The sequence below is a fragment of the Leptolyngbya cf. ectocarpi LEGE 11479 genome (genome assembly GCF_015207065.1).
GTDB classification, from domain to species: Bacteria; Cyanobacteriota; Cyanobacteriia; order Phormidesmidales; family Phormidesmidaceae; genus Leptothoe; species Leptothoe ectocarpi.
In genome coordinates, this window is record NZ_JADEXP010000013.1 from 1 (window position 1) to 26266 (window position 26266).

19 protein-coding genes are annotated in these 26266 nt (G+C 48.1%); 12 read left to right on the forward strand and 7 right to left on the reverse strand.

Features of this window, described 5'->3' with window-relative positions; genetic code table 11:
* A partial coding sequence (locus IQ260_RS02940) for a hypothetical protein (RefSeq protein WP_322744884.1) occupies nucleotides 1-295 on the forward strand: 295 nt, incomplete at its 5' end.
* Between the two features lie 70 nt (nucleotides 296-365).
* Nucleotides 366-2999 (forward strand): CHAT domain-containing protein, encoded by a 2634-nt coding sequence (locus IQ260_RS02945; protein ID WP_193990695.1) that lies wholly within the window; start codon nucleotides 366-368, stop codon nucleotides 2997-2999.
* Between the two features lie 15 nt (nucleotides 3000-3014).
* Here the strand turns inward: IQ260_RS02945 and IQ260_RS02950 are convergent, their stop codons facing one another.
* From IQ260_RS02950 to IQ260_RS02965, 4 genes are all read right to left on the reverse strand, one after another.
* The gene (locus tag IQ260_RS02950) at nucleotides 3015-3764 is read right to left on the reverse strand and encodes a DUF928 domain-containing protein (RefSeq protein WP_193990696.1); all 750 of its coding nucleotides are present in this window, start codon (nucleotides 3762-3764) and stop codon (nucleotides 3015-3017) included.
* 17 nt (nucleotides 3765-3781) lie between these two features.
* Nucleotides 3782-6226, reverse strand: coding sequence for a CHASE2 domain-containing protein (locus IQ260_RS02955; protein WP_193990697.1), 2445 nt, complete (start codon nucleotides 6224-6226; stop codon nucleotides 3782-3784).
* 291 nt (nucleotides 6227-6517) lie between these two features.
* Nucleotides 6518-9442: a UPF0182 family protein gene (locus tag IQ260_RS02960; protein WP_193990698.1), complete on the reverse strand. Its 2925-nt coding sequence runs from the start codon at nucleotides 9440-9442 to the stop codon at nucleotides 6518-6520.
* Between the two features lie 70 nt (nucleotides 9443-9512).
* Nucleotides 9513-10505: a calcium/sodium antiporter gene (locus IQ260_RS02965; protein WP_193990699.1), complete on the reverse strand. Its 993-nt coding sequence runs from the start codon at nucleotides 10503-10505 to the stop codon at nucleotides 9513-9515.
* Nucleotides 10506-10578: 73 nt separating this feature from the next.
* On the opposite strand from IQ260_RS02965, the gene IQ260_RS02970 reads away from it, so the two are divergent.
* Both IQ260_RS02970 and IQ260_RS02975 read left to right on the forward strand, forming a co-directional pair.
* Nucleotides 10579-11238, forward strand: coding sequence for a class I SAM-dependent methyltransferase (locus tag IQ260_RS02970; protein ID WP_193990700.1), 660 nt, complete (start codon nucleotides 10579-10581; stop codon nucleotides 11236-11238).
* 53 nt (nucleotides 11239-11291) lie between these two features.
* Nucleotides 11292-12392 carry an acyltransferase family protein gene (locus IQ260_RS02975; RefSeq protein WP_193990701.1) on the forward strand — a complete coding sequence of 367 codons (1101 nt, stop codon included), beginning with the start codon at nucleotides 11292-11294 and terminating at the stop codon, nucleotides 12390-12392.
* On the opposite strand, the gene IQ260_RS02980 is transcribed toward IQ260_RS02975, so the two are convergent.
* Entirely contained in the window at nucleotides 12389-13018 is a 630-nt protein-coding gene (locus tag IQ260_RS02980) for a precorrin-8X methylmutase (protein WP_193990703.1), read from the reverse strand. The two genes, IQ260_RS02975 and IQ260_RS02980, sit on opposite strands and share 4 nt — an antisense overlap.
* Before the next feature lie 444 nt (nucleotides 13019-13462).
* On the opposite strand from IQ260_RS02980, the gene glpX reads away from it, so the two are divergent.
* The 4 genes from glpX (at nucleotide 13463) to IQ260_RS03000 (ending at nucleotide 20177) form a co-directional block, all read left to right on the forward strand.
* Nucleotides 13463-14500 carry a class II fructose-bisphosphatase gene (gene glpX / locus IQ260_RS02985; RefSeq protein ID WP_193990704.1) on the forward strand — a complete coding sequence of 346 codons (1038 nt, stop codon included), beginning with the start codon at nucleotides 13463-13465 and terminating at the stop codon, nucleotides 14498-14500.
* 295 nt (nucleotides 14501-14795) lie between these two features.
* Nucleotides 14796-16085, forward strand: a complete 1290-nt coding sequence (locus IQ260_RS02990; protein WP_193990705.1) for a glutamyl-tRNA reductase — start codon at nucleotides 14796-14798, stop codon at nucleotides 16083-16085.
* 133 nt (nucleotides 16086-16218) lie between these two features.
* On the forward strand, nucleotides 16219-16947 hold the full coding sequence (locus tag IQ260_RS02995; RefSeq protein ID WP_193990706.1) for a class I SAM-dependent methyltransferase: 729 nt from the start codon (nucleotides 16219-16221) through the stop codon (nucleotides 16945-16947).
* Nucleotides 16948-17312: 365 nt separating this feature from the next.
* On the forward strand, nucleotides 17313-20177 hold the full coding sequence (locus tag IQ260_RS03000; protein WP_193990707.1) for an NACHT domain-containing protein: 2865 nt from the start codon (nucleotides 17313-17315) through the stop codon (nucleotides 20175-20177).
* Between the two features lie 516 nt (nucleotides 20178-20693).
* Here IQ260_RS03000 and IQ260_RS03010 read toward each other — a convergent pair.
* The gene (locus IQ260_RS03010) at nucleotides 20694-20951 is read right to left on the reverse strand and encodes a hypothetical protein (protein ID WP_193990710.1); all 258 of its coding nucleotides are present in this window, start codon (nucleotides 20949-20951) and stop codon (nucleotides 20694-20696) included.
* 105 nt (nucleotides 20952-21056) lie between these two features.
* Between IQ260_RS03010 and IQ260_RS03015 the strand changes: the two genes are divergently transcribed.
* Nucleotides 21057-21227, forward strand: coding sequence for a hypothetical protein (locus IQ260_RS03015; protein ID WP_193990712.1), 171 nt, complete (start codon nucleotides 21057-21059; stop codon nucleotides 21225-21227).
* A 194-nt stretch (nucleotides 21228-21421) separates the two neighbouring features.
* Nucleotides 21422-22990, forward strand: a complete 1569-nt coding sequence (locus IQ260_RS03020) for a BamA/TamA family outer membrane protein (protein ID WP_193990714.1) — start codon at nucleotides 21422-21424, stop codon at nucleotides 22988-22990.
* Nucleotides 22991-23061: 71 nt separating this feature from the next.
* Here IQ260_RS03020 and IQ260_RS03025 read toward each other — a convergent pair whose 3' ends face one another.
* Entirely contained in the window at nucleotides 23062-23664 is a 603-nt protein-coding gene (locus IQ260_RS03025) for a TetR/AcrR family transcriptional regulator (RefSeq protein WP_193990716.1), read from the reverse strand.
* Nucleotides 23665-23771: 107 nt separating this feature from the next.
* Between IQ260_RS03025 and IQ260_RS03030 the strand changes: the two genes are divergently transcribed.
* Nucleotides 23772-24155, forward strand: coding sequence for a 2TM domain-containing protein (locus IQ260_RS03030; RefSeq protein ID WP_193990718.1), 384 nt, complete (start codon nucleotides 23772-23774; stop codon nucleotides 24153-24155).
* Between the two features lie 55 nt (nucleotides 24156-24210).
* Complete coding sequence (locus tag IQ260_RS03035) at nucleotides 24211-26253, forward strand: acyltransferase family protein (RefSeq protein WP_228015447.1); 2043 nt, start codon at nucleotides 24211-24213, stop codon at nucleotides 26251-26253.
* Nucleotides 26254-26266: the final 13 nt, after the last annotated feature.

The following is a 26266-nucleotide window of genomic DNA, read 5'->3' on the forward strand; positions in this document are numbered from 1 at the left end:
CCGGGGCTGTCAGGCAGAGGGGGATGTCAACGGTCAAGTTGTCAACGCGGGCCGGGGGGGGCTTCCCAGCAATCCCTATGAGTCCCTCAGTGGGGATGGCATCCAAGAAGATATCTTGCCAGCCGGTCAAACTACCGCACAACAGCCTGCCTTAGAAACCTTACCTGAGACAATTGCTGAAACAATTGTAGAGGCCCAAGGCTGGGGTAAAAATGCTCAGGGCGACGTCGTTTTGGTCACAGAGAATCCTACCTACCATAGTGCCTGTCAGAGAACATTTGCTGGAGCCTCCTGACATGAAGAAGTGCTTACTTACGAAACTGTCAAAAACAGGGCGCCACTATCTCTACTGTTTTTTATCAGCATTGCTGAGCGTTTTAATAGCAGTTAATGGTCCAGCACTGGCAACGCTGGGGCATCCTGACACGCGGCCCGCCCCAAGCCCCTTAAGTGCTCAGGCACACTCGCCATTACAAGAAGGTATCCGGCTCTATCAGGCAGAACAGTTTACAGCTGCAGTCGATATCTGGAAGCAAGCGCTGCAGGACTCTACCAGCCTCGATCGGGCTTTGATACTGAGCAATCTCTCTCTGGCCTATCAACACTTAGGACAATGGACTTTGGCCAATGAATCAATTGCCCAAAGTCTAAGCCTGCTAGAGAGCTTAACAGAGTTAAAAGATTCCCCAGCCTATGCCGAAACCCTGGCCAAGGCCTGGAATACCCAAGGGCGCCTGCATTGGGCCACAGGAGAGACACAGGCGGCCCTAACGGCCTGGCAAACGGCAACAGCTAAGTACTATCAGGCTGGCCATCAGCAAGGCATACTACTCAGCTTGCTCAATCAAGCTAAGGCTCTCCAGACCCTGGGTCTGCACCTGCAATCAAAAGAAATTTTGGATAATATCTATGGGGTACTCAAGCAGGGCCAGCTTGAACCTGAGCAGCAGGCAACAGGGCTATGGCAGTTGGGCAATGCCGAAAGACAGGTTGGTGCCCTCAAACCGTCTCAAGAGCATTTGCAAAAGAGTCTAGAGATTATTGACACATATCAGTTGGAAACACTGCAAGGACCTGTATTACTAGATTTAGGCAATACGGAAAGAGCCCTGGGTGATAGTAATAGCGCCATTGGTAAAACCGATAAGGCTCAGGGCCATAAAAATCTTGCCCTGAAGCTATATCAGCAGGTGGCCAGTGAATCATCCGCATCATCCATTACTCGACTGCAGGCGGGTCTCAATCAGCTCAGTCTCTTAATAGCGACTGAACAGTGGTCTGCTGCCCAAGCTCTATGGAAAACGCTGCTGCCGCAAGCTAACCGCTTAGCGCCTAGCCGTACGGCTATTTATAGCCAATTAAACTTAGCTAAAAGTTTAATGCAGCTGCTACAGGAGGACATCGATCAGAACCAAACATTAGCAACAAAACAGACCTGTGGTGAACAGCCATGCTTGCCTACAGAGCAGGATATTGACACTATTTTGACTGGGGCGATCGCACAGTCCCAAGAGCTACAAGATACTATTGCCGAGTCCTATGGTGTCGGTCAGCGTGGCGAGCTTTATGAGATTACTCACCAATGGGGGAAAGCTCAGCGGCTGACCAGTAGAGCGCTCCAAATGACTGAAGCGATGTCCTATGCAGATGGTCGCTATCGCTGGGAATGGCAGCAGGGACGGTTGTTCAAGCAGGTAGGCCAACAGGATGAGGCGATTAAGTCCTATCGGAATGCTGTTAATACGCTTAAAACAATTCGCAAAAATCTGCTTTTTATTGATGCAGAGGTACAGTTTTCGTTTCGAGATAATGTTGAGCCTATTTACCGAGAGCTGGTAGAACTCCTACTCAGCCATAGTAGTGAGTCTCAACCGGACAATCAAAAACTAGAGCTGGCCATTGAGCAAATTGATAGCCTGCAGCTTAGCGAGCTAGAAAACTTTCTGCGCTGCGATCTGGCGACAACAACTGCCATTAGCCAATTTGAAGCAGACGATGATACGGCGATTCTGTATCCCATCATTTTGCAAGAGCGTCTGGCTGTGATCTTACAGCTGAAGGATAAGAAAATTTTTACTGAGGTTTCCGTTGACCAGCCAACGATAGAGGCGACCTTGAAGCAGCTACGACAGGATCTGAGCAAGTCTCCTAGCCGGACCCCCGAGGTCAAGGAAACGGCTCAAACGGTCTATAACTGGTTGATTCGAGAGGTTGACTCAGAGTTGCAGCACTACGATATTAAAAACCTGGTCTTTGTTTTGGATGGTTCTCTGCGGAATATTCCCATGGCGGTCTTGCATGATGGGAATCAGTATTTGATTGAAAAATATGCGATCGCAGTTGCCCCTGAACTGGAACTCTTTACACCGAGGCCCCTACCCAAGGACCTGAAAGTCTTTACTGGCGGTGTAGGCCAGCCTCAGCAAATAGATGAGCGCACATTTCCGCCCATTCAAATGCTGACGGATGAGCTAGACACCATTAGCGCTCTGTATGGTTCCCCACCCCCGCTAACCGATGAGCAGTTTCAACCAGAAACGCTGCAGGAACAGTTGAGTACGGGGGAATTCTCGGGCATTCATATCAAAACCCACGGTATTTTTAGTTCCGATCCAGAAGAGACCTTTATTGTCGCCTACGAGCAATTAATCCGTGGACAAGAGCTGGGAAACCTGATCCAAACAGCCAGTTTGCAAGGCGAAACACCCATCGATCTATTAGTGCTAAGCGCTTGTTCCACCGCTGAAGGCGATAAGCGAGCCATCCTAGGATTAGCTGGCATTGCCGTGCGAGCAGGGGCACGCAGTACCCTATCTACCCTGTGGGAGGCTCAAGACACCCCCAATACGCAGCTGATGATCCGATTCTACGAGGAGCTAAAACAATCAGGTACCACCCGTGCCCAGGCCTTGCAAAAGGCTCAGCTGGCGCTGATGGAAAATGGATATCATGCCCCCCACCTTTGGGCCACCTACGTGCTAGTGGGTAACTGGCTGTAGGTGGCTGTAGGTTTTCTACGGTAAGGGTTCATCCTCAGTCAGGGTGACTGGACCAATCACTGGTTCTTGGGTCAATTCATCCAACTCAACGGATGTTAGTAATGTCTCCCAATCTTGTCTCGATCCAGACCCGTTTTGTAATTGCTGTGCTAAATAATCAAGCGAGTCGTACCAGATGTCAGGAGACTGATTTATAACCTCATCTTCTAGCTCCGGCGTAGATGGAATACGCTGCACCCAGCCATCAATATTTAGGGGCGTTTTAGCCTCGGCATCTGCAGCACAGTTAAGCTGTAAATACCAGTGATAATAAGTCCCCTCTTGCAATCTGGAGGCTTCAGAATCGGGTAGAGTAATACTAACAAAACCGGGCTGGTCAGGTAGCTTAAATGAGGTTTTATACACCCGATCAGAGTCATCTTCGCTCAGCACTGAGAACTCACCACTTTCGATCTCATCTGTCGTGTAGGGCATGTAAAACCAGAATGTGGGAGATGTTGACAGCGTATTGCCCTGGACATCGATCGGGGTTATGGCTGTCAGTTTCTGGGACGTTGCGGGACATACAAACTCACCTAGACCGCCCCCTGGGGTGCGATTGCCCGATGGTGGACGGCGTGTGGGCGGGACTGTCGGTAATGGTGCCTGTTTATTGCCATTGTCAATTGGATTTGGAATCGCTGAGGCAAACGGGACTACACTGGCCTGGCTCAACACCAGTGCTAACGTAAAACTAACGGGGGCTAAAAGTTTTTGCGATCGCATATCTCAATTCCTAGTTATTAATGACGTCTCCAGGCCAAACGATTCAACGGTGCAGCCATCGTGACAGGTAAATATCCATGTTTATAAACAAACACCACTCCAGCGGTCCCCACTAATGCTAGCAGGGCAGGCACAAAAGGCACCCATACTCCTTGTACTAAAATCACCAAACAAGCCTGACGCAGCCCTAAAACAACAACTACGCCAGCTGTTCCCAAAACCAGGACAGAACGGATACACCACACTAATACACCGCCTACCAGTGCCCATCCCCAGACCCATAGCATATCACCCCACTGCAGCTGTCCCCATTGAGCCAAGCCCCCAATCAGGGGCCGCTGATCCAACACAGCCCCCAAAATCTGACTCACCCCGTGAGCATGCACCCACACACCCGGTATCTCACCGTAGGGTGTCTCTCGATGGTCATTACCCACGGGCTTATCGGTTACACCAATCAGCACAATCCGATTGCGAATGAGAGTATCATCCAGATTCCCTGCTAGCACATCCGTTAGGCTCGCATGCTGAGCAAACTCAGGCGTAAATCGATAGTTTAAGAGAACTTCACTCGTGCCGCCATCTAACTGTTGATAAGCACCAGTACGAGCCATCAACCGTTTAAACACAACAGCACCCAGCTGCCAATTACTATCTACATCGAAGTCTAAAGGCTGCACCCCTTCAGCCCGTAAATAGCGCACGGCCAGGTTCATACTTAAGCTGTAAGGGGTCGTACAGTTAGAAGACTCAGAATCTAGATGATTATCGTAAGAGAGTAATTGACGACGCACCACAGGATGTCCCCGGTGAAAGCCATCATCCGTTTCTAGATCGCTAAACCCAACCTGATTACGAGCCTGTTCAGCCGAAAATTCAGGCGGATACCCCATAATCTTTCGATCATCCCAACCAAAGGAACAAACGGTCACTAAATTAGAAGAGTTCTGAAATTGATCGATCAGGTTCTCTCGTCCCGGTGGATTGGACTGATATCGATGTAAATCGATGCCGATGGCAGTAGGCTGATGCTGCTCTAATTTTTTTAATGCCGTTGCCAATAACTCATCTGACACTGGATAACCATACTGATCCGTATCATCTTCCGTAATTTCAATCACTAGCAGACGTGGATCAATCATGGGTTTTGTATCCCATGCAGCTGGACGCGATCGCATCAGATGATCGTAGGCTGGCAGTTCCAGAGGGTGCAACAGCCCTAAGGCTCTCACCAAGACCACAGGCAATGTCACTAACACACTGGTCAGCAACACATGATGCAGCTTCAGAGGCTGGTGGGTTTTTTGGGTAGTCAGTTTTGGTGGCGACGGCGGCAACAGCCGTTTACTAGGCTCCTGAGGGGGACGTACTTTTCCCCAGGCAATCGGTACCTCCGTTGGATTTTGAAAAATCACTGGCAGCCAACTGGCACAGGGAAATTTGCCCTCTATCCCTTGCAGCTGTTCCCTCGCATGGCGAACTGCTGTATAAAAAGGCTCTCCGTCTGCAAAGGCTCTCAAAAAGTTTTTGAGAAATGTTTGGGCCACTTGATCAACAACCGGCTCTCTCATCACAATAAGCTGAGGCAGGTTGAGATCGGCTAGCCCCCGAGCCAACCCTAACCCTTCACACGAGTTCAAAATAGCAAGCTTTAACCCACGTTTGATCGCAGCTTGCAAGGCATTTTTCAACTGATCAACGGATAGTTGCTCATGGGCATTTAGATAAAGCTCACCCCCCTGCTCCTGGCTTGTACTATGACCCGCAAAAAAGAAAATATCCCACCCCTGCTTATCCCACAGACATCTATCCAACTCCGAGCGGGGAGGTTCTTTTAGAACAACAGTTTCAGCATCAGCATCTTCTAGGATCATGCGATCCGGTTGCACATTAATCCCATCGCTGCGTCCTAAAATTACCAGAATTCTCATCCGGTGAGTCAAGATGGAGGAGGAGGGCCGATTTACTTGCTCATACTCCTGAGCACTGAGGGCGACCTCAGCTTTGTTATAGTGCTCTAGGAAATGCCAGAGATGCCAAGGAAGTTTTTGTAACAGCAGATCGTCTGTTTCAACAATAAACCGAACACTTTCTTCGGCCCCCAGCTTGGTTCTCAACTGTTGGTCAATGTTACGAAATCCAGGAGAGTTTAACCACTGATTGAGCGCGAACTTTAGTTTTTCACACAGATCGCGAAAGTCTAGCCTGGAGACGTTAGTAAGTGATTCTGGTTCAAACTCAATAGAACTGCGGAGCGAACGGTTAAATCCATAGGAGCTGTGTAGGGCTTTATATAAAGCCTTCCATTGCTGATACAGCTGAGTCAGTTCCGATGCAGGGGGCAGACTCCCCCGATACTGTACAGGCATTTGAGCGCCCTCTAACCATAGTCGTGCGGTAACTCCAGGCAAACCTGTTTCACAGTTACCTTGACCTAGATTTAAGACGACCAGCGGATTCATAGGGACATTTCAGAGGACAGTTAAGCTGCGGAAGTTTCGCTATAGGTGTCGCTACGGTGCGGCACTTTAGAGTAGAACAAATATACTGAGGCCATAGGTCATGATGGTAAGTCCCATGACTTTATTTTATGGCTTTCAGGGTTTTTGTTGTCCTAAAAATAGAACACTCTTCCCCTAACGTTATGAAGATTTTGGCAGAGCTGATAGCTCTAACATTTAAAGCCTCATCTGACATTGGCCATTATGCTTAATTTGATGGCGACCCATGGGGTGCTTGAGACGGACTTTAGACTAATTCAAGAGGTCTACTTCCAAGTCACGCAAAATAGTGGAATTATTGGCTTTACTGGGCTTAAAAATGGCTTCTAAGGCTTGGTCTAACGTTTCTGCCATGGCAATCCGATTTTGATAAGCCACAATCACCCGAGCCAAAATTGGCAACCGATTTTGTTCTGCTTCCAGGTATAGCGGTTCTACATACAGCAGCGACTCTTCAATCGGAATGACTAAAAGATTCCCCTGGTTGGCGCGAGACCCTTGGGTATTCCACAGCGAAATTCGTTGTGAGATTTCTGGGTCTTGATTGATACGGGCTTCGATTTGTTCAGGACCATAGACCAGCTCCTGTTTAGGAAAACGGTAGAGCAGTATCCGGCCATACTGATCGCCATCGGAACGGGCTGCTAGCCAAGCGATCAGATTGTTCCGCTGGGCTGGCGTAAAGGGACGCAGTAGCACAAACTCTTCTTCTGTTTCCTCGGGAAGCTTCATGATCAGATAATAAGGCTCAACGATTTGAGATTCGTTGGCATAGATTTCATTGGGCGCTCGCCAGGTATCTTCTCGGTTATAAAAGATTCTAGGATCGGTCATGTGATAGACCAACAGCTGATCGGACTGCACCAGGGAATAATCTTCAGGGTAGCGAAGGTGGGCTACGAGGGCTGGTGGCATTGCTTCCAAGGGTTGGAACATTGCCGGAAACAACTGTGCCCAGGTTTGAATGATGGGGTCAGTGGGATCCGCAATGTAAAAGGAAACCGAGCCGTTATAGGCATCTACCACCACTTTGACTGAGTTACGGATATAGTTAAACGGTTGACCGCCTGGATCCGAATAGGGATAGCGATCGCTGGTCGTATACGCATCGATCATCCAGTAAAGATAGTTGCCTTCGGGGTCAATGGGGTTAGAGCTATCCGAAGCCGCCTGGGCGTTTGCATCGGCGACGACCAGATAGGGATCGCCATCAAACTGGAGAAACGGTGCAATCTGCTTGATTCGTGCTTGAATATTTCGATGAAACAACAGTTTAGTATCTGCTGTAAAGTCATTGGTAAATAGCATTTGCCAGTCGCTAAGATGCTTGGCAAAAAGCAATCGCTCCCAGCCACTGCCCAGGCTAATGCCGCCCTGCCCTGCATAGGTGGTGTAAATATTGTTGTCGGTGCTGGGGTAGTCTAGTTCGGGTACCTTGGTACCTGTCATTACATAGTTGTTGGTCAGCTCCCCAAAGTAAATGCGGGGTCGGCCAATGGGGATGCTGCGGGCCACGTCTTCATTGCTGGGTACATGGGCAATGTCTTTGATGAAATAGTCAGGCAGTCCACCCACCGCTGCTGTATTGACCGGACTCATGGTAAATCCGTAACCATGGGTGTAGCTTAAATGTTGATTTACCCAAGTTTGGGCTGTGTCTTCGAGCTGCTTGTAGTTCAGCTCTCGAGCGGAGATTAGTACCTGACGGCGTTCTGTTGTGCCATCGCTTTTGGTCAAGGTATAGCGATCGACATCAGCATCAGCAAATTCATAGTACAGGCGAATTTGTTGGAGCTGGCGATTACTTTCCAGCAGGGGGCGCGTATCCCAAACCCGAATATTGCGAACTGTTAGATCATTGTTGCTTAATTTTTCTGCTGTGAGATTACTTTTAGGGTCAAAACTCTCTTCTTGGATATCGGTCAGATTAAAGGCATCACGGGTAAACGCGATGGAGCGCTCAATGTAAGGACGCTCTCGTTGAAATTCGTTGGGCTGCACTACCAGTCGCTGTACCAGCCAAGGAAATAGGCTTTCCCCCATAAGGGCAACAAGCATGTAGGGGGCAACGAGAATCACAAACGTTATCAGCTTTTGTCTAAAACGAGGGTTACTCACCCCAAAGAAAGAGCACCCCAATGCTACTAGCGCTAATGCCAGGGTTAAAATACACAGAGCTGTCTGGACCGGTAAATCTACCCTAACATCGGTATAGCTAGCTCCATAGGCCACTCCCTGAGAGGAATAGAGCAGCTCATACCGGTTGAGCCAGTGACCTAGGCTGGTCGTAACGAGAAGGGTACCAACCAGCGCATACAAGTGTCGCTGTTGCGGGGATGAAAAACCGAGAAAGCGTCCTTGACTAAGGCTATTACCCGCTAAGAGATACACCAAAGCAACGGCTGCTAGAGTAAATAAAAATAGGCCGGATAGCCAAAACTCCACGAGTTCTAGAACAGGCAATCGAAAAATATAAAAGCTGATGTCTTGATTGAATAGAGGATCCTGTTGGCCAAAGCTGGCAGGGTTCAAAGCAGGTAGCACCCGCGACCACTGGGATGCCAGTACAAGACTAAAGCTGAGGCTGAGGAGAATAGTAGAAATCGCACTGCTCACCCAAGGATAAATCAGCACGCCCAGCAGTATGGCCAGTAAAAGTCCTCCCTGCCAGGGGTGGGTTATGGCCCGTTGTATCATCTGCCAGCCGGTATCTACATTTAGCCATAGGGGTACCGGGGGCAAGGGGTTGCCAGTACCGCTGTGCCACTGGACCAGAGCCAACTGGCCGTGATACAACACAGCGCCTGACAGCAGCAGCGCCAGGGCCACCACCAGGGGTAGCAGCTGCCCCAGCCCCAGCCCGCGACGGCGATTTTCGGTACTCGGGACAATACAGTAATCGTCAAAGCTGAGCTGTCTGGCCCGCCACAGATTAATACCTGCAAATAGAATGCTCCCTAGAAATGCGATCGCACCCAAAATAATCTGTGTCCGCAGCTGTAGCCAGAACGCCGCTAGATAGTCCACCGAGCGAAACCATAACCCCTCTGCAGCAAAGTAGGTGATGATATCCAGACTGAGGAGGAGTGCGATCGCACCGAGCACCCAGGGCTGCCAAGCGATACCTGTAGACTTTTGTTGAGTGGGTTGAAGGGCTCGGTCTTGTACAGTCGCCATGGCAGATCAGGATAGTTCACGGCAGGAGATTCAACTCTATCCTAGCGGCAGGCGTTACCGTCTCACCGCCTCACAGCAGACCAAAGACAGTTCCCATAAACCAGACATACAGCAGAATGAACAACCACCCTTCCCAGGTGGTAATCTTGTTATCCTGCACCGTAAAAAACATCAGCAGTGACGCTGCCAGCAGCGTGGGCACACTGTGGGTCAGAATGGCATCCGAAACCGGCAGCGGTTTGATCAAACCTGGAATGCCGATCACCACAAAAATATTAAAGATATTTGAGCCGACAACATTACCAACCGCCAGCTCGGCCTTGTTTTTGAAGGCGGCGTTAATTGTCACCACCAGCTCCGGCAGCGATGTACCGATGGCAACCGCACTAATGGCAATAATATCTCTACCCACGTTTAAGCGATCAGAAATTTGAATCAGCGAATTAATCGTATAGTTGGCCCCGAGGAAAATAAAGATACCACTGACTGCCAGAATCAAAAAATGTCTGATAACGTTAGCGGCCTGGCCCGAGCGACCAGGGATATCCGCCGCTTCACCCGCCGCCTCATCCGCCATCTCTTCGGATTGCTGACTGGTTTCCTCACTGCTCTTGAGGATGTAAAACAGATAGACAACGTAGCCAATCACTAAGATTAGCGCCTCTCCTCGAGTAAACTGCTGGCCTGAGCGCCCCATCAGGGCAAACAAAAAGGCTGACCCGACAAACAACGGCAGATCGACGCTGATCAGGTTGTACATCACCCGCAGGAGCTTTTTACTCATGATGGCAGCGGTGCCTACCACCAAACAGATATTGGCAATATTGGAGCCAATCACGTTACTCGCCACCACCTCTGGCGCATCCTGGAAAATACTCACCAAGGAGGACAATAGCTCCGGTAGCGACGTTCCCATGGACACAATGGTGACACCCACAATAAAGGGGGGTAAGCCCATGGCCAGGCCAATTTTTTCGGCGGCATCTGTAAAAAAGTCAGAGGCAACTACCAGCGTGGCCAGCCCGATGACAAAAATCAGCAGCAATAGCGGTAGGGAATCCATAGATGAAGGGGGGCAACAAGTGGGTTAGGGTAAAAAATAAATGTAGTCTGCCCTAAAACACAACCACACCTCTATGCTTGCCGCTAGTCAGCGTCAGAAACTTGACGAATCTAACGACTCTCTGTTCTATGCAGCTCCCCGTTTGGTAACCCACGTCGACGAACGCTTTATTGAACAGCTGACTGAGTTATACCAAGAACGGCTGCAGCCCAACAGCTGCATTTTGGACCTGATGAGTAGCTGGGTCTCCCATTTGCCTACCGATATGATGTTTGAGCGCGTCGAGGGCCACGGCATGAACGCTGAGGAGTTGGCCAAAAATCCCAGGCTGGATCATTACTTTGTCCAAAACTTAAACGAAGACCAAACTCTACCCTTTGAGGATCGCACCTTTGATGCTGTACTCAACACCGTCTCTGTGCAGTACCTACAGCATCCTGAAGCTGTCTTTGCTGAGATCTATCGCGTGCTCAAACCCGGTGGTATTGCCATTGTCAGCTTTTCTAACCGGATGTTTTACCAAAAAGCGATCGCAGCCTGGCGGGACAGCAGTGACGCCAGCCACATTGCCCTGGTCAAACGCTACGTTTCATCAGTTCAGGGATTTAGTCAGCCTGAGGTAATTGCCAATCAGGGACCCGCCACCAATCCCCTGCTCCAAATGATGGGCTTTGCCAGCAGCGATCCTTTTTATGCGGTGATTGCAGAACGGATGGAAGTGCTAGTGGGTTAGGAGGAGTCCCTAAATCCTGGGAATACTACGGCGGCGATTTATTGGTGAGCCCCATGACGCCGTCACTTTCTTTATATTTCGATTTTGTCAGAGCCTTAGCTGCCATTGTTGTTGTACTCCACCATTACAGCCAACATTTGGTCAAAGCAGAGTTTGGTCGGGTGGTGTTTCCCCACCTGGGCCAAGAGGCCGTCATCACTTTTTTTGTCCTATCGGGGTTTGTAATTAGCTGGGTTGTTGACACCAAATGCCCCTCAGTAGAAGAGTTTCTGACTAAGCGGCTAGCTCGCTTTTATTCGGTCATGGTGCCCGCTATTGCCATCTTAGGTCTCTGCTATCTGGTAACGATGCAGCTAGAACCTCAGCTCTACCGGTACCAGGGAGACGGCGAATACTTTTGGTTAAAATCCCTCTTTACCCTCGGGTTTCTGAATTTTAATGCCGTAGTCTATCAGGTTAAATTGCCGGGCGGCAGTCCGTTTTGGAGTTTGACCTATGAGTTTTGGTACTATGTTGTGTTTGCCCTGTGGGTATTTTCTAAACGCCGCTGGTTAGCCAGCGCCGGTACCGCTAGTGTCTTTGTCCTTTTGGGGTGGGATGCCTTTTTACTGTGGCCAGTGTGGCTTACGGGCGTGGCTATCTATAGGCTGAGCAAACGTATCACCCTGACACCCGCACAGGCACAGGTCCTCTTTGGTCTGAGTCTGAGCCTGATGGTCAGCCTGTATCTCAGCGGCTGGCGCTACAGCGTTTTATCCCTCGCCACCTACATCGATAGTGCCAACAGTCTGCGCTATGCCCAGGCCGCCCCCTATTTTCTAGCCCTGGGCTGCCTCATGGGGATAAATTTTCTGGCCGTTAAAAGCTGGTCAGTTCAGCGTCAGCTCATGCTACCGACGTTGGTGGAGCAGGAGATTCGTCACCTGGCTGGAGTATCGTTCACCCTGTATCTCACCCATGTGCCCCTCATGCTGTTGCTCAGGGGAGGCCTGCGGGGATATGGATTTCCGTTTTTGATACCGGCCCTCGCCATCCTCATTGTGTACTGGATTGGCCGCCCCATCGAAAATTCTAAAACCTTCTACAGACAGGCGTTGCAGACCCTAGGTCAGCAGCTGGCAACGATAGCTCCATTCTTGGGAAACCGGGCCTAAGCTGTGCCACTGCGCTTGCCCCCGTAGGCTTTCCAGGCTAAATCAATCAGACCGTTGACAATGGCGACCGCCACGACGGTACTGCCTTTGCGCCCCCCGATACAAATACTGGGCATCAGGCTATCTTTCAGTCGTGATTTAGTCACCTCGGCCTCCAAAAAACCAGCGGGGGTGGCAATGACCAATGCAGGTCGAATTATATCGGTTTCGATCAGCTGCACTAAGCTGTCTAAGGCTGGCTGGGAATGACCAATGACAAAGATGGCCTCTGGATATCGCTGGGCGAGGGTTTCAATGCCCCAAGCGGCCCTGGACTTGTCCTTTTGCGGTCGGGTAATCGTATCCATGGCACAGTACACCGGATTGGCAAATGTCTCCTGCAGCCTGGGGGTAATGCCCGCCTGGGCCATGGGACCATCCACCACGATCGTGGTACGAGCGGCTAAGGCCGCAGCACCCGACGGCAACGCCTGATCTGAAAACTGAATTAAATCCTTATAGTCGTAGTCTGCAGTGGCGTAAATGACTCGACGCACGATTTCATATTCGGCTGGAGCAAATGTATGCTGACCAATTTCTTGATCAATTATGCGTAAACTCCGAGCGTCGGTAACATGCCATTCCATAGGTACTGCCTGCGGCTGCCGCTAGTTTCAATAGACTAGCATCGTCAGTATATTGTCAGGCATTTAGCCTACATCAATTACATAGCATCATTTTTTTTTGATACCAAACCTAGCCGACAAAACGAGACTGGCAGGGAAGTAATGAGTACAAATGCTTAGTCTCAAATTCTGATGAGGTAAGGCTTTAGGGTGGCTTGAGGTTAGTTCCTATAGTGGCTGTACGACTTGTTGAGGCAGGGTGATCGGCGTTGAATCAACTGTTCTGAAGTGATCTACACCGTACCCTCGGTCTGATATTCTGAAGCTATAAAAGGCGCTCAAATAGTCTTAACGCCGCTACTGATTCTGAGGGTGATCTGGAGAGCCGGCTAGTTAGCAGTGCCTCCCGCAGCCACGATCAGCAGCGTCGTCTTGGTAACACAGGCAGTTTGGAGAAAATACGCAGTGGAAAGTACCCTCGGGTTAGAAATTATTGAAGTCGTTGAGCAGGCTGCGATCGCATCTGCTCGATGGATGGGTAAGGGAGAAAAGGATATTGCTGACGAAGTGGCCGTAGAAGCCATGCGTGAGCGCATGAACCAGATTCACATGCGCGGCAAAATCGTCATTGGTGAAGGTGAGCGCGACGATGCTCCGATGCTTTTCATCGGCGAAGAAGTGGGCGTTTGCACCCAGCCCAATGCCTCTGAAGTTTGCAATCCCGACGAGCTGATCGAAATCGACATCGCCGTTGACCCCTGTGAAGGTACCAACCTTTGCGCCTATGGTCAGCCCGGTTCCATGGCTGTATTGGCCATTTCCGAGAAGGGTGGTCTGTTTGCTGCGCCTGACTTCTACATGAAGAAGCTGGCCGCTCCCCCGGCAGCTAAGGGCAAAGTAGACATCAGAAAGTCGGCCACTGAGAACCTCAAGATTTTGGGTGAGAGCCTCGACCGTGCCATTGATGAGCTTGTGGTTGTGGTCATGAAGCGTGAGCGCCACAACGACCTGATCAAGGAAATCCGTGATGCCGGTGCCCGCGTTCGTCTGATCAGCGACGGTGACGTTTCCGCTGCTATTTCCTGTGGATTCTCCGGCACTAACACCCACGCGCTGATGGGCATTGGTGCGGCTCCTGAGGGTGTGATTTCTGCCGCTGCCATGCGCTGCTTGGGCGGTCACTTCCAGGGACAGCTGATTTACGATCCTGCCATCGTCAAGACTGGCCTTATTGGTGAGAGCAAGGAAGCTAACCTAGAGCGTCTAAGTTCTATGGGCATCGCTGACCCCGACAAGATCTACACGGCTGAAGAGCTGGCCTGTGGTGAGACTGTCCTCTTTGCTGGCTGTGGTATCACTCCTGGTTTGCTGATGAACGGCGTCCGCTTCTTTAAGGGCGGTGCTCGGACTCAGTCTCTGGTAATTTCTAACCAGTCTAAGACGGCTCGCTTTGTGGACACCATCCACATGAAAGGCAACCCCAGCTACGTTGCTCTGAAGTAGTAACCCCGCTGAGGAGGGGATAACCCTAAAATCATTTTCTTAAAAAGCACTCTGGCTATTGACAAATGGCCAGAGTGTTCTTATGTCTATGTGTCATTTGGTAACGGTTGGCACCGTTTGATGGATTTTTGTTGAGAAACCTTGAGTTAGGGGTAGGTTTTTCCATACTTTTCAATAGGGAGAAGACTCTAGCGCATCATTCGTTAGACTGATCTTTCCATCACGGCTTAAAGCAAGCTGACTGCGATCGTCCGGCATGTCGGGCATTTAATAAAGGATCTTTTTGGGAGGAAGAATGAATATTGCCGTTATTGGCCTTAGCCATAAGACTGCACCAGTCGAGGTTCGGGAAAAACTCAGCATTCCGACGCCTAAGGTTGAGGATGCGATCGCAAGACTCACCAGCTATCCCCACGTTAAAGAAGTTTCCATCCTCAGCACCTGTAACCGCCTAGAGCTACATGTGGTCATCGGTGACACTGAGAATGGCATTCGCGAAGTCACCCAGTTTCTCGCTGAGTATGGCGATGTCCCCATTGATGAGCTACGTCCCCACCTGTTTATCCTGGTGCAGCAGGATGCCATCATGCACCTGCTGCGCGTATCCTCGGGTCTAGACAGCCTAGTGTTAGGCGAAGGCCAGATTTTAGCCCAGGTGAAGCACGCCCTAGCCGAGAGCCAAAAGCATAAGGGCGTTGGCCGTATCCTTAGCCGTCTATTCAAAGACGCCATCAAAACCGGTAAGCGGGTACGGACCGAAACTAGCATCGGTACCGGTGCCGTTTCCGTCAGTTCCGCCGCCGCTGAACTGGCCCAAATGAAGGTGCCCGACTTTACTAGCTGCCACATCACCATCATCGGTGCCGGTAAAATGGGTCGCCTGTTGGTGAAGCATTTAGTCTCAAAGCGCGCGATCAACATCACCCTGCTCAACCGCAGCATCAAGCGGGCTGATGACCTGGCCGCTGAGTACAGTCATGTGGATATCAAGACCGGCACCATGGAAAAAATGGAAGCCGCCGTCACCAAAGCCGATATCGTCTTCACCTGCACCTCTTCAGATGAGCCGGTTCTGCACCGTGACAATGTTCAGCCTTGTCTGGCCGGTCGTCCCCTCAACCTATTCGATATTTCTGTGCCCCGTAACGTGCATAAGAATGTCGAGGAACTAGATGGCGTTAAGGCTTACACCGTTGATGACCTCAAAGAAGTCGTCGCCAAAAACCAGGAAAGCCGTCGCCAGATGGCCCAAGAAGCCGAAGGTATCCTGGAGCAGGAGCTAAACCAATTTGTTAAGTGGTGGAACTCTCTAGATACTGTCGCCACCATCAGCAGCCTACGCACTAAGGTAGAAGCCATCCGCGAACAGGAGCTAGAAAAAGCCCTGTCTCGTCTCGGCGCTGACTTTTCTGACAAGCACCGTAGCGTAGTCGAAGCCCTATCTCGCGGTATCGTTAACAAAATTCTGCACGACCCTATGACCCAGCTGCGGGCTCAAGAAGACGCCGTATCGCGCAAGCAGGCGATGGAAACCCTGCAGGTGCTCTTTAACCTGGAAGAGAAAAAGGCTGCCGCTAGACGCTAGGAATTCGACCTATCAAAATATAGGGGCGTTCCATGGAGCGCCCCTATATTTTGAATTCGTTGCCTTTTATCATGAGGAAAGTTAGGAACTATCTGGGTTCACCTAACTCTCCTTATTTTTTTGGCCAATTTCTATGGTGCTTACATCGCTACGTCGCCTCATACCTCTATTATTCATCGTTGTTTGTCTAGGCTGCGCCCAGACTGACATTGGCACTACTAACAGCATCTACAGCTACAAACAGCCCAGCATTGATGGCATTGGCAAGGTCTACATGGGACGCGAGATTTCGCAGGTAATGGGCCATCGGGGGGCCTCCTGGCTAGAGCGCTCCAGTCGAGCGACGGACGAACAGCCTGATATGGCGGTCGAAGCACTGGAATTAAGGCCGACAGATACCGTGGCAGATATTGGTGCCGGTACGGGCTATATGAGTTTTCGCATGGCGCAGAAAGTCCCTGAGGGGCAGGTACTGGCTGTGGATTTGCAGCCGGAGATGATTGCCCTGCTGGAAACTGAGCGGGATCAGCAGGGCCTCACTAATGTCCAAACTATCCAAGCCGACGAGAACAATCCTCATTTGCCATCGGAACAGGTGGACTTGGCCCTGATGGTGGATGCTTACCACGAGTTTGAGGCCCCTCGCGAGGTGATGACAGGTGTAGTGAAGGCGCTAAGGCCAGGTGGCCGGGTGGTACTGGCCGAGTATCGGGCGGAGAATCCGTTGATTATGATCAAGCGGCTGCACAAGATGAGTGAAAAACAGGTGAAAAAGGAAATGGCGGCGGTGGGGCTGACCTGGCTCAAGACAGACGACCGGTTGCCTCAGCAGCATCTGTTATTTTTTGAGAAGGCGGCATAGACGCTTCACCTCTTTATAATTCATTACCCTCATGGAATGTAATGAATTGAACTCCTCAGAGTTTTTTCAGCTACTTTGCTTTGTCTCTTCAAACGTCTAGATGACATCAGAAAAGCCTCCAGAAATCAAATAGTTTATGAAATACTACTAAACTCACCTTCAAGCTAATCCAGATTGAAAACTTTGGTGTTTTTGCCCCCACCTATATAGCTTTTAAGGCTACATTGAGTAGAATCTTCCATCTCAGCCGTAGATATATTACTTTGACCGTAAAGTAAATTCGAATGATTGAAGCATGTGATATAGAGACTTTAAAGTGACTAATTGGATAGTTTTGAATAAAAACACTACTGCTAAATTTCAATATGAATGAGTTTCTGAAAGTATTTAAAGGGCTATTTGAAAATCCCTTCACCTTAGGGTTAGCCGCATTTCCAATTGCACTCTCTATTTATGAATTTAATAGGTATATTGAGCCTAATTCTCAGGGAAGTCTACTAAAAGCCATATTCCTGTTCTTGGTGGGTGTGGCAGTAAGTACATCATCAACTATAGTTAGTGATATTTGGAAGGCAAAGAAACCATCTATTGCAAATTGGTTCATAGAAAAAATAGACACCTTTCAACTGTGGCTTACAGATCGCTTTCAGAGCAAATATTATCAAAATCTGGCTTATGACTGTGAGAGCTATAAAACTGAGGGGCTAAAAACCGGTGAGTCTATTACTCTAGACCTTGCTAAGGTATTTGTTTCTCTGACAGTTGCCAGAGAAACTCCAGAAAATATTTCTGCAGCACTTATTCCCTCTCAGAACACTACTGAAGACTTAGACTTTTGGGAAATATTAGCCCAAAATTATAAACAATCGAACCTGCTTCAGATAGCAATAATAGCCCCCCCTGGAGCAGGCAAGACTACTATGCTCAGACATATAGCGTTAGCCTATGCTCGCAATGCTCAGCGTCGTCAACATCCTAAAGCCCCTCAGTTGATTCCTGTACTACTAGAATTACGAAATGAGGAAATTCAGAAGGAGATTCTTTCAAAGGATCCTCCAACCTTGGCAGACCTAATTCAGGAACAAACATGGGTCAAAAAACTTGAACCACCTCGTAATTGGTTCAAAAATCGCATAGATAAAGGTAAATGTCTCATCATGCTCGATGGTCTTGACGAGGTGGCTGATCTTGTGCAACGGCAAAAAGTGAGTAAATGGGTGAACGAACAGATGAGAGGATGTTCATGCATTTTTATTTGCACTTCTCGTCCCTATGGATATCGTAGTGCTCCTATCGAGCGAGTCAAGCTAGTTCTGGAGATTAAACCGTTTAACTTAAAGCAGGTAGAACGATTTATTCAACAATTTATTTCTCAAAGAGATTTTTCTCATGATTGGAATTCACTGCCAAGTGATCGACGAACTGGTAAGCAGAGATCAGAAACCACTAATAATAGAGACAGCAGCCAATACTTAATTGAACAGATTAAGCAGGATGCTTCTTTGAGAGCTATGGCCGTAAACCCTCTATTGCTTAGACTTATCGTAACAGTCTATTGCTCCCGAGGAACTTTACCAAGTTACCGTGTCGACCTCTACGAAAGAATATGCGACATACTACTCGAGCGTATCGAGCGTAGACAAGACAACAACAGAGACATATCACCCCTCTTGAAAGAAAGACAAATACAAAAAGTACTGCAAACCCTAGCATTGGGGCTTATGAAAGGTGACACACCAAGAGGTAAAACAACCTTATTTACTTTGCTAGAGGGAAGGGCCTTAATTGAAAATAGATTGAAAGATATAGCAGGAGAGAATATAGAATCATCTAGTTTCTTTAAAGATATTGATGCTCTTACTGGGCTATTAATGGAGCGAGAAAAAGGAGTTTGGCAGTTCCCTCATAAGAGTTTTCAAGAATATCTGGCAGCTCTTGAAATCAGGGATAAGCCAGAGAACCTCACTCTCCTTACCTATAACTTGGACGATTCCTGGTGGGAAGAAACTATTAGATTTTATGCTGTTGAGAAAGATGCTGATGCTATAGTTAAAAGAGCATTAGCACAATCAACTGCTAAATCTTTAGCGCTTGCTTATGCTTGTGTAGTGACAGAAGAAGCGCCAGTAAGTTCAGGGTTAAGGAAAGAATTAACGGGTAAGTTAGAAGCCGGTCTCGCATCAGAAGACTGGGAAACGTTTAGATTAGCTGCATCAGTTCAGGTAATACAACGTATTAAAAAGTTTATACAAGTTAATGATAAGCTTGCTGTTGACTATAGCGGTTACGTCACCAACGCAGAGTATCAGCTCTTTTTAGAAGCAAATTTCAAGTCTCCTGTTAGTTTTTTTAATCGGAGATCTGTAGAAGAAAGATCTCCCTCTCAAGGCGCTGAGGCCACTAGCTCGGTTGAATATGGAGATCCAAAAGCTCCAGTATTGGGTATCAGTAGTGAGGACGCACACGCCTTTTGCGACTGGCTAACTATTCATTATTTACCCAATGAATTATCTGAAGGGACTATACGCTATCGCGTCATTTCTAATGAAGAAATACAATCACATAGAATTGCAAAGGATAAGGAATTAGAGAATCGTGGTGGGATTCGTCTTGTTCGACAGCATTCTCAAGATATAATCCCATTTTTAAGTTATAGGAGGATCACCCCCCCAAATCATCCTTTACAGTGTCGCGCCATTGGCTTGCTGAGAGGCAAATATCATCCTTCTTCACCTAATCTTTTTAGAAAGGGGCAAATTGTAGCTACCGACGGTACAATTATCGATACAGTTCTTTTAGGGAGAGTTCTAAGAACTGCTAGGAAGCTTGATTTATCAAAAAATCAAATATGGGTGGTTTTTCCAAGAACAAGATCCCGCAAAAGATCTCACACAGATAGTCCCTATCTTCACGTTCAAATTAAGGGGGTTAAGGCACCTCAATATCATCGATCTACTCTTAACAATACTGATCTTTTGGCTACGGTTGATGAAGATATTTGGAAAATTGACTCCTTCTCAGTCCGAGGTATAGTTATCAACCAAAATCCTCAAAGAGGATATATTATGGTTGAAATTAAAACAAATCCATATCATCCAGGACGAGAGGCTCAATCCTTTGAGCTAAGGCTAGAAGGTAGGCTACCGTCAGATGTAGTAGGAACGTTTTGGAATTTTCGTGTTGAACGAAGAAAATATAAATTAGTTATTCGAGAATGCTTTCGGCCTTAGGTTACGTTTTTTTTAGTAGAGTTGACAACTAAGGAGTCAAAGGTTAATCTGAATTAAGTGGATAACCCTCTTGTGGTATCCGCCCGCTACTGACATAGCATGTCTATTATTAGGCTAGCCTTTTGAACTATGTCATGTTTTCAAACCTCAAGCTTATATATCAGATTCTTGTTCCATCAGCGTCCAAGAGTGATTAAGCGGATTAGCTCGGGCTGGTGATTAGAGTCGCCAGCCTTTGTCATGTATGTGCGCTTTACACAATTTAGGCATCTGCTGAATTTTGTGAAATGGCGAAGCAGAAATGCTAGTCAAACATCCAGGTATTTTACGCAGAAGTCCATCCAATTCTAAACCAATCAAGCTGTTTTGGCTGTTGGCTTTAAGGGGGGGAGAGTCACGGCATCCGTTCTCATTTTTCTTCCTAGTGAGTATTCTGGCATAGGTGTTCTGAGCCATTAGAGACTCTCCTCCCCGCTGGTGTTGGGAAGGAGAGAATTGTATATCTGTTGCCGGTATCTACAGCCGTCTCACCAGCATGCTAATCATCTCCTCTGGTTCTGGTCTGAGGATCAGTCGATTGTCAGGAATCTCGATCTGCGGACTCCACTGGCTGGTTTCCACGTAGCGCAGATTGTGCAATAGGTGAATAGTCTGACGAATATAGCTGGGGTGTCCCAGTAGGATATGACGAATGGAACGATCTGGAGGCAGGCTGCCAGAAAAGTCGGCAGGCCGATCCGGCGGCCCCTGAAGGGCCTGATTTTGAAAATTCATAGGGGCGTTTTCCTTTAGATGGCGGGCGATTGACCCACAAAACGACAGGGAGGAAAGCCCCCAAAAGTTCAGCCACCCTGCAACTAAACTCAGGGTGGCTGTAAAATGCACACAGCTCACCAACTGGTCGCTTCAGTTGGCCGGGTTAGCGGGGTGGTGGTGTTGCTAGCACTACCATCTCGCGCGGCTAAATTTTTGGGTGCGGAAAGACAGCTGTTGTCAGCTGCCTATTTTGTAGGCTATCAGTCCCAGATCGCTGAGTCAAGCCAGTTTTGAAGGGCCGTCACATGTAGATACATTGCCAGAATCTGTAGGAGCGAGTTGGGTTGGCCAAATCCCATCCCCTTGCTTGTTATTAATATCTGTATTGGCTCATTCCATATAGTTTGCTAAATTCTCTTATAGGCAACCAGGCTTGGCTAATATCCGTAAAGCTATCAAAAGGCTAGAGTACACCTCTTCTAAAACTTATGAACGTAACGCTAAGGCTACTCCCCCAGCTCCTACGACAGCATCGATGGCTCTTAGCGATAGCCTTGGGTACAGCCACATACTCGGTGATACTGACATCTCCCGTTTTGGGACAGGATAATGCCTCAGTGTCACCAGAAATAATGCCCTCCGATGGCTCAGTAGAAGCCGTCGATCAGCTGGCAGTGCCCGTTGGTAGCGGTGAAACTATTACGGATATTCAGGTGCGCTTTGTTGATCATGAGGGCGCTCTGATTAATGCGACGGCGGCAGATCGTGCCTTGATCGCAGATAAGTTTGATTTAGAACCTGGGGATCTCTACGAGCCGGAGCTGGCTCAAATAGGGCTGTCACGGACTGCTAACTTTTCTGTCTCTGGGCAGGCAAACCTGACCCTTGAGCCTACGGCTGAACCTAACGAAGTCGTGATGGCCGTTACTGTAGCCGAACCCAATTCTTTTTTCTTTGACCTGGGCTCAGGTATCCCTCGACCGACTGCACTGCGCGGGCCGGAACGACCGACACCGGTACCAGCGACCTCCAACGACGCTGGAGGTATTTCGATTGGTGCCCGTTTTGGTCTGGCCAATATAGGAAACAATAATCAAACGTTATCGCTAGGTATCGAAGGCGGTGAAAATAACCTAGGTGTGGACCTAGACTTTAGACACTGGCTAGACGATAGTTCAGGATATGGCCTCAATTTTGCTAATAGCCGAGCAAAAGAACCTGAATTTGATAATGGAGAAATTGAAGTTGAAACCCCTAGCGGTGACCAACCGACGGTTCATCGTATTGGTGGCGGAGTTGAATATTTCCGCTCTCTAGCCCCTAATCTGGAAGCGGCCCTGGGGCTGTCGTATCAGCAAGTAACCGTTCGCGAAGATATCTTTTCCAATGATATTGTCCGTCGGGATGAGCTAGGTAACCCCTTTACGGTCAGTGATGATGGTCGAGACGATCTGTTGACGGTCAATTTCTCTGCTGACTTTGATCAGCGGAATAACACCCGCAATCCGTCTAGTGGTTCTAGACTGCTATTTGGTTCGGACCAATCGATTCCCATTGGCGATGCGGATATTCTCTTTAACCGCCTGAGTGCCAACTATACTCAGTACTTACCCTTAAATATTTTTGGGTTTAGTGAAGGACCGCGCACGCTAATCCTAAATGTGCAGGGGGGCACAATTATCGGCGATGCTCCGCCCTACGATGCGTTTAGTTTAGGTGGTTCTAGCTCTGTACGAGGCTATAGCTCGGGTGAACTGGGTACAGGCGAAAGCTTTGTTCAGGCTACGGCTGAATATCGTTTTCCGGCCTTTTCCTTCAATGCATTTGATGATGATGTAGACGTCGGCGGTCTACTATTTTTTGACTATGCTACCGACTTAGGCACAGGGGATGAGGTCATCGGCGAGCCAGCAGAAGCCCGCGATAAGCCCGGTGACGGGTTTGGTTATGGTGTTGGGATGCGAGCCTTAACGCCATTGGGCACCCTGCGGCTCGAGCTGGGCATCAGTGACGAAGGTGACTCCAACGTTATTATTAAAATTGGCGATCGTTTTTAGGGCCCAGGCTTGATAACGACAACATGCTCTCCTTGTGAGCTACTCCAAAAGGAGAGCATGCCACTAGCCCCTCATCGGGCTAGTAAACCCTCAATTGAAGATTGGACCATCTGTTTTGTGATGGTTTCGATCTCATCACTGTCATCTACTGAAAGCTGTCCATCCAATAACAACATGGCTAACCCATGGACTTGTGCCCAAGCTCCCAGCGCCAGACGCCGAGCATCGTCCGGCTTGATTTTTCCTTGGACCTGACCGGCCTGAATAATACTGACCAAAATCTCAAACGTTGCCGTTGAGGTTGCCAGTAAAGCAGAATGATCATGGCAATTATGCAAATCTTGCCCGAACATGACGCGGTAATGGGTGGGATGTTGCATGGCATATCGTATGTAGGCTACTCCAGTCGCCTGGAGTGCCTGTAATGGTTTTCCTTCCAGCGATTTCTTAGCGGCCTGCAGATACTCACCAAACGCCACGAACCCTTCTTCCGCCACAGCCGCTAGGAGCGCCTCTTTGTCTGCAAAGTGACGATAGGGAGCCGTGTGAGAAACGCCTGCTCGCCGAGCCACATCCCGCAATGCGATATCCTGCCCCTCTGATAGAGCCTGTAGGGCCGCGTCCAGCAATGCCCGTCGCAAATCGCTATGGTGATAGGTCGATTTCTTGGTCACGTCGTTGAGGAAGATCTAATGTTGACAGTGTCAATATAGCCGACTACCCTTAAGTTGACGATGTAAACATTCGAGCCAATGTAGGTAAGGTTTAGGAGAGTTTGGTCATGGAAAAGCGTTACTCCACTGAAGAAGTACAGCAGATTTTGGTTCAGGCAATGGGACAGCGTCAGCAGGAAGGGTTTTCGCGATCGCAACTAGAAGCCATGGCAGACGACCTCGGCATCTCCTCCGCTGCTCTAATGTGGGCTGAACAAAACTGCCAAGAGTTGTCTCCGCCAGTTCCATCGGCTCCGCTTCGTCCAACCCAGCCCCCCAAGCAGCAGACGCTCCATCAACGACTCAGAACTTATGCTGTGGTCAATGCCTTTTTGCTAGTGTTAAACTTCACGCTTTCCGGCTCCATCACCTGGGCAATCTACCCGCTTTTAGGCTGGGGGCTGAGCTTACTGTTGCCTGTGCAGCACTCGCCCTGCACAAAGCGTGAATGATTGATTCGACAATCATGAGTGTCAGTGTATTAACTTGACGTAAAAAATGATTTAAATGGCTTCGAAAAAAACGATAGTACCCATACCGTCTCATCCATTCTATCAGCCAGAGATTGATGGTCTCAGAGCCATAGCTATCATGGCCGTTATCGTTAACCACTTCAACGCTCAAATTCTACCCAGTGGCTTCTTAGGTGTAGATATCTTTTTTGTGATCTCTGGTTTTGTCGTCACGTCGTCACTGATTAGACAAGATAAGCAAAACTGGAAAAGCTTTCTATTATTTTTTTACTCTAAAAGGATTAAGCGTCTTCTCCCCGCTCTTATCAGCTGCATTATAGTCACAACCCTAGTTGGCTACCTTTTTATATCCCCTTCAGAAATATCATATTCGGCCTCATGGAGCACTGGCATAGCTGCTCTTGCTGGCATTTCAAATTTATATCTTTTAAACCAAGAAACGAATTACTTCGGTCAGGGTGCTGAGTTGAACCTATTTACCCAAACTTGGTCTTTGGGAGTTGAGGAGCAATTTTACATCATTTTTCCAATTCTCCTGATCCTCTGTAGTCTTTTAAGAACAAAAAAAGCGGGTGACTATGCTAGCGCGCTAGTCGTAGTTTTAATTCTCAGTATAATTTCCTTCCTTTATTATTCAGATCTATCCAAAACGAACACATCTGCCGCTTTTTTCTTAATGCCTGCAAGATTCTGGGAGTTGGGGGCTGGATGTTTTATCATTCTCTTTAGAAATAGCTATCAGGCTCCTCAGTCGCGGGAGTATCCCAAAGGAATCATTGCACTATTGAGTATTGCAGTCTTAATAGGAATGCTGTTTGTCAGCAAAGATTTTCAAGCTCACTCTAGAATTATCATTGTTATTTGTACTGCTGTTTTGTTATGGACGTTCGACAAAACGACCAGAAGCATGAGCATGTTGTTCTATAAATGGATCGTACGGATAGGCCTTCTATCCTATTCGCTCTATCTCTGGCACTGGAGTGTTCTCGTTATCAGTCGTTGGACAATTGGCATTACAAAATGGACTATCCCCATTCAAGGCGCACTAATTTTTATTCTTGCTATCCTCTCTTACTCTTGGATTGAAAACCCTTTTCGCCGCTCTCAATGGCCTCGGAAGAAATCAGACGTAATTATATTTGGGATAATTACTTTGCTTGTAACGTCTGCTTTTTTGTTTTATGTCGGCAATAATTTAAAGGGTTATCTCTTTACTGGCAAAGAATCCATAAAAGTTGCTGGCGTATGGAGCCTTTCTGATTCATGGACTCATAAAGATAAAATTGTTTGGACGGCAGAGAAATGCACCTTACAGAATGATGAAGATATTGGTAAAAGAATAAGCTTTTCTGACTGCAGCTTCGGAGACTGGCAATCGGCAACAACACGATATCTAGCTATCGGAGATTCCTCTAGTGCTGCAGAAATTGCTATGCTGAAATCGCTACATGATGACGATGTCAATAGCTCTGTGACTATAACGTCCTCTTGGGGAGCATCTCCCGTTCGAGGCATTCTAAATACATCATCTTGGAGTGGGACAAATACCTACTACTGGGAGGATGTGATTCCAGAGCTTTTGACCCATCTAAGAGATGGTGATGTTCTTCTTATAATAGACAATGTCAATAATTATTCTCCAGTCAAACAAACTGAGAAATCTCGGAATAAAATCCTCACTCTGATTGAACGTTTAGAGCAGTTTACGCAAGATTTAGATCAAAAAGGAATTGGAATAATATTCCAAACTGGTACACCTTTTATCAAAGACGCGAACTGTACACCACTCTCCTCAGCACAGTGGTTTAACCTTACCTGCAATTACTTATCAAAAAGTGCTTCCCTCAGTAGAAGAGCACCCCTTCATAATGCTTTATTAGATCTCCAAGAGCGTTATCAAAACTTTTATGTACTGGATATATTTCATGATTTATGCCCTGGCTCTGTTTGTAAATATACGACCGATGATGGAGTCTACTTATTTAGGGACAAATATGCACATCCCAGTGTAGAAGGTTCAAAGCTAGCGTCCGAGTCACTGCTCCAAGCAGTACATGAGCTAAAAGGTAGGCTATAGAATAATCTCAGAA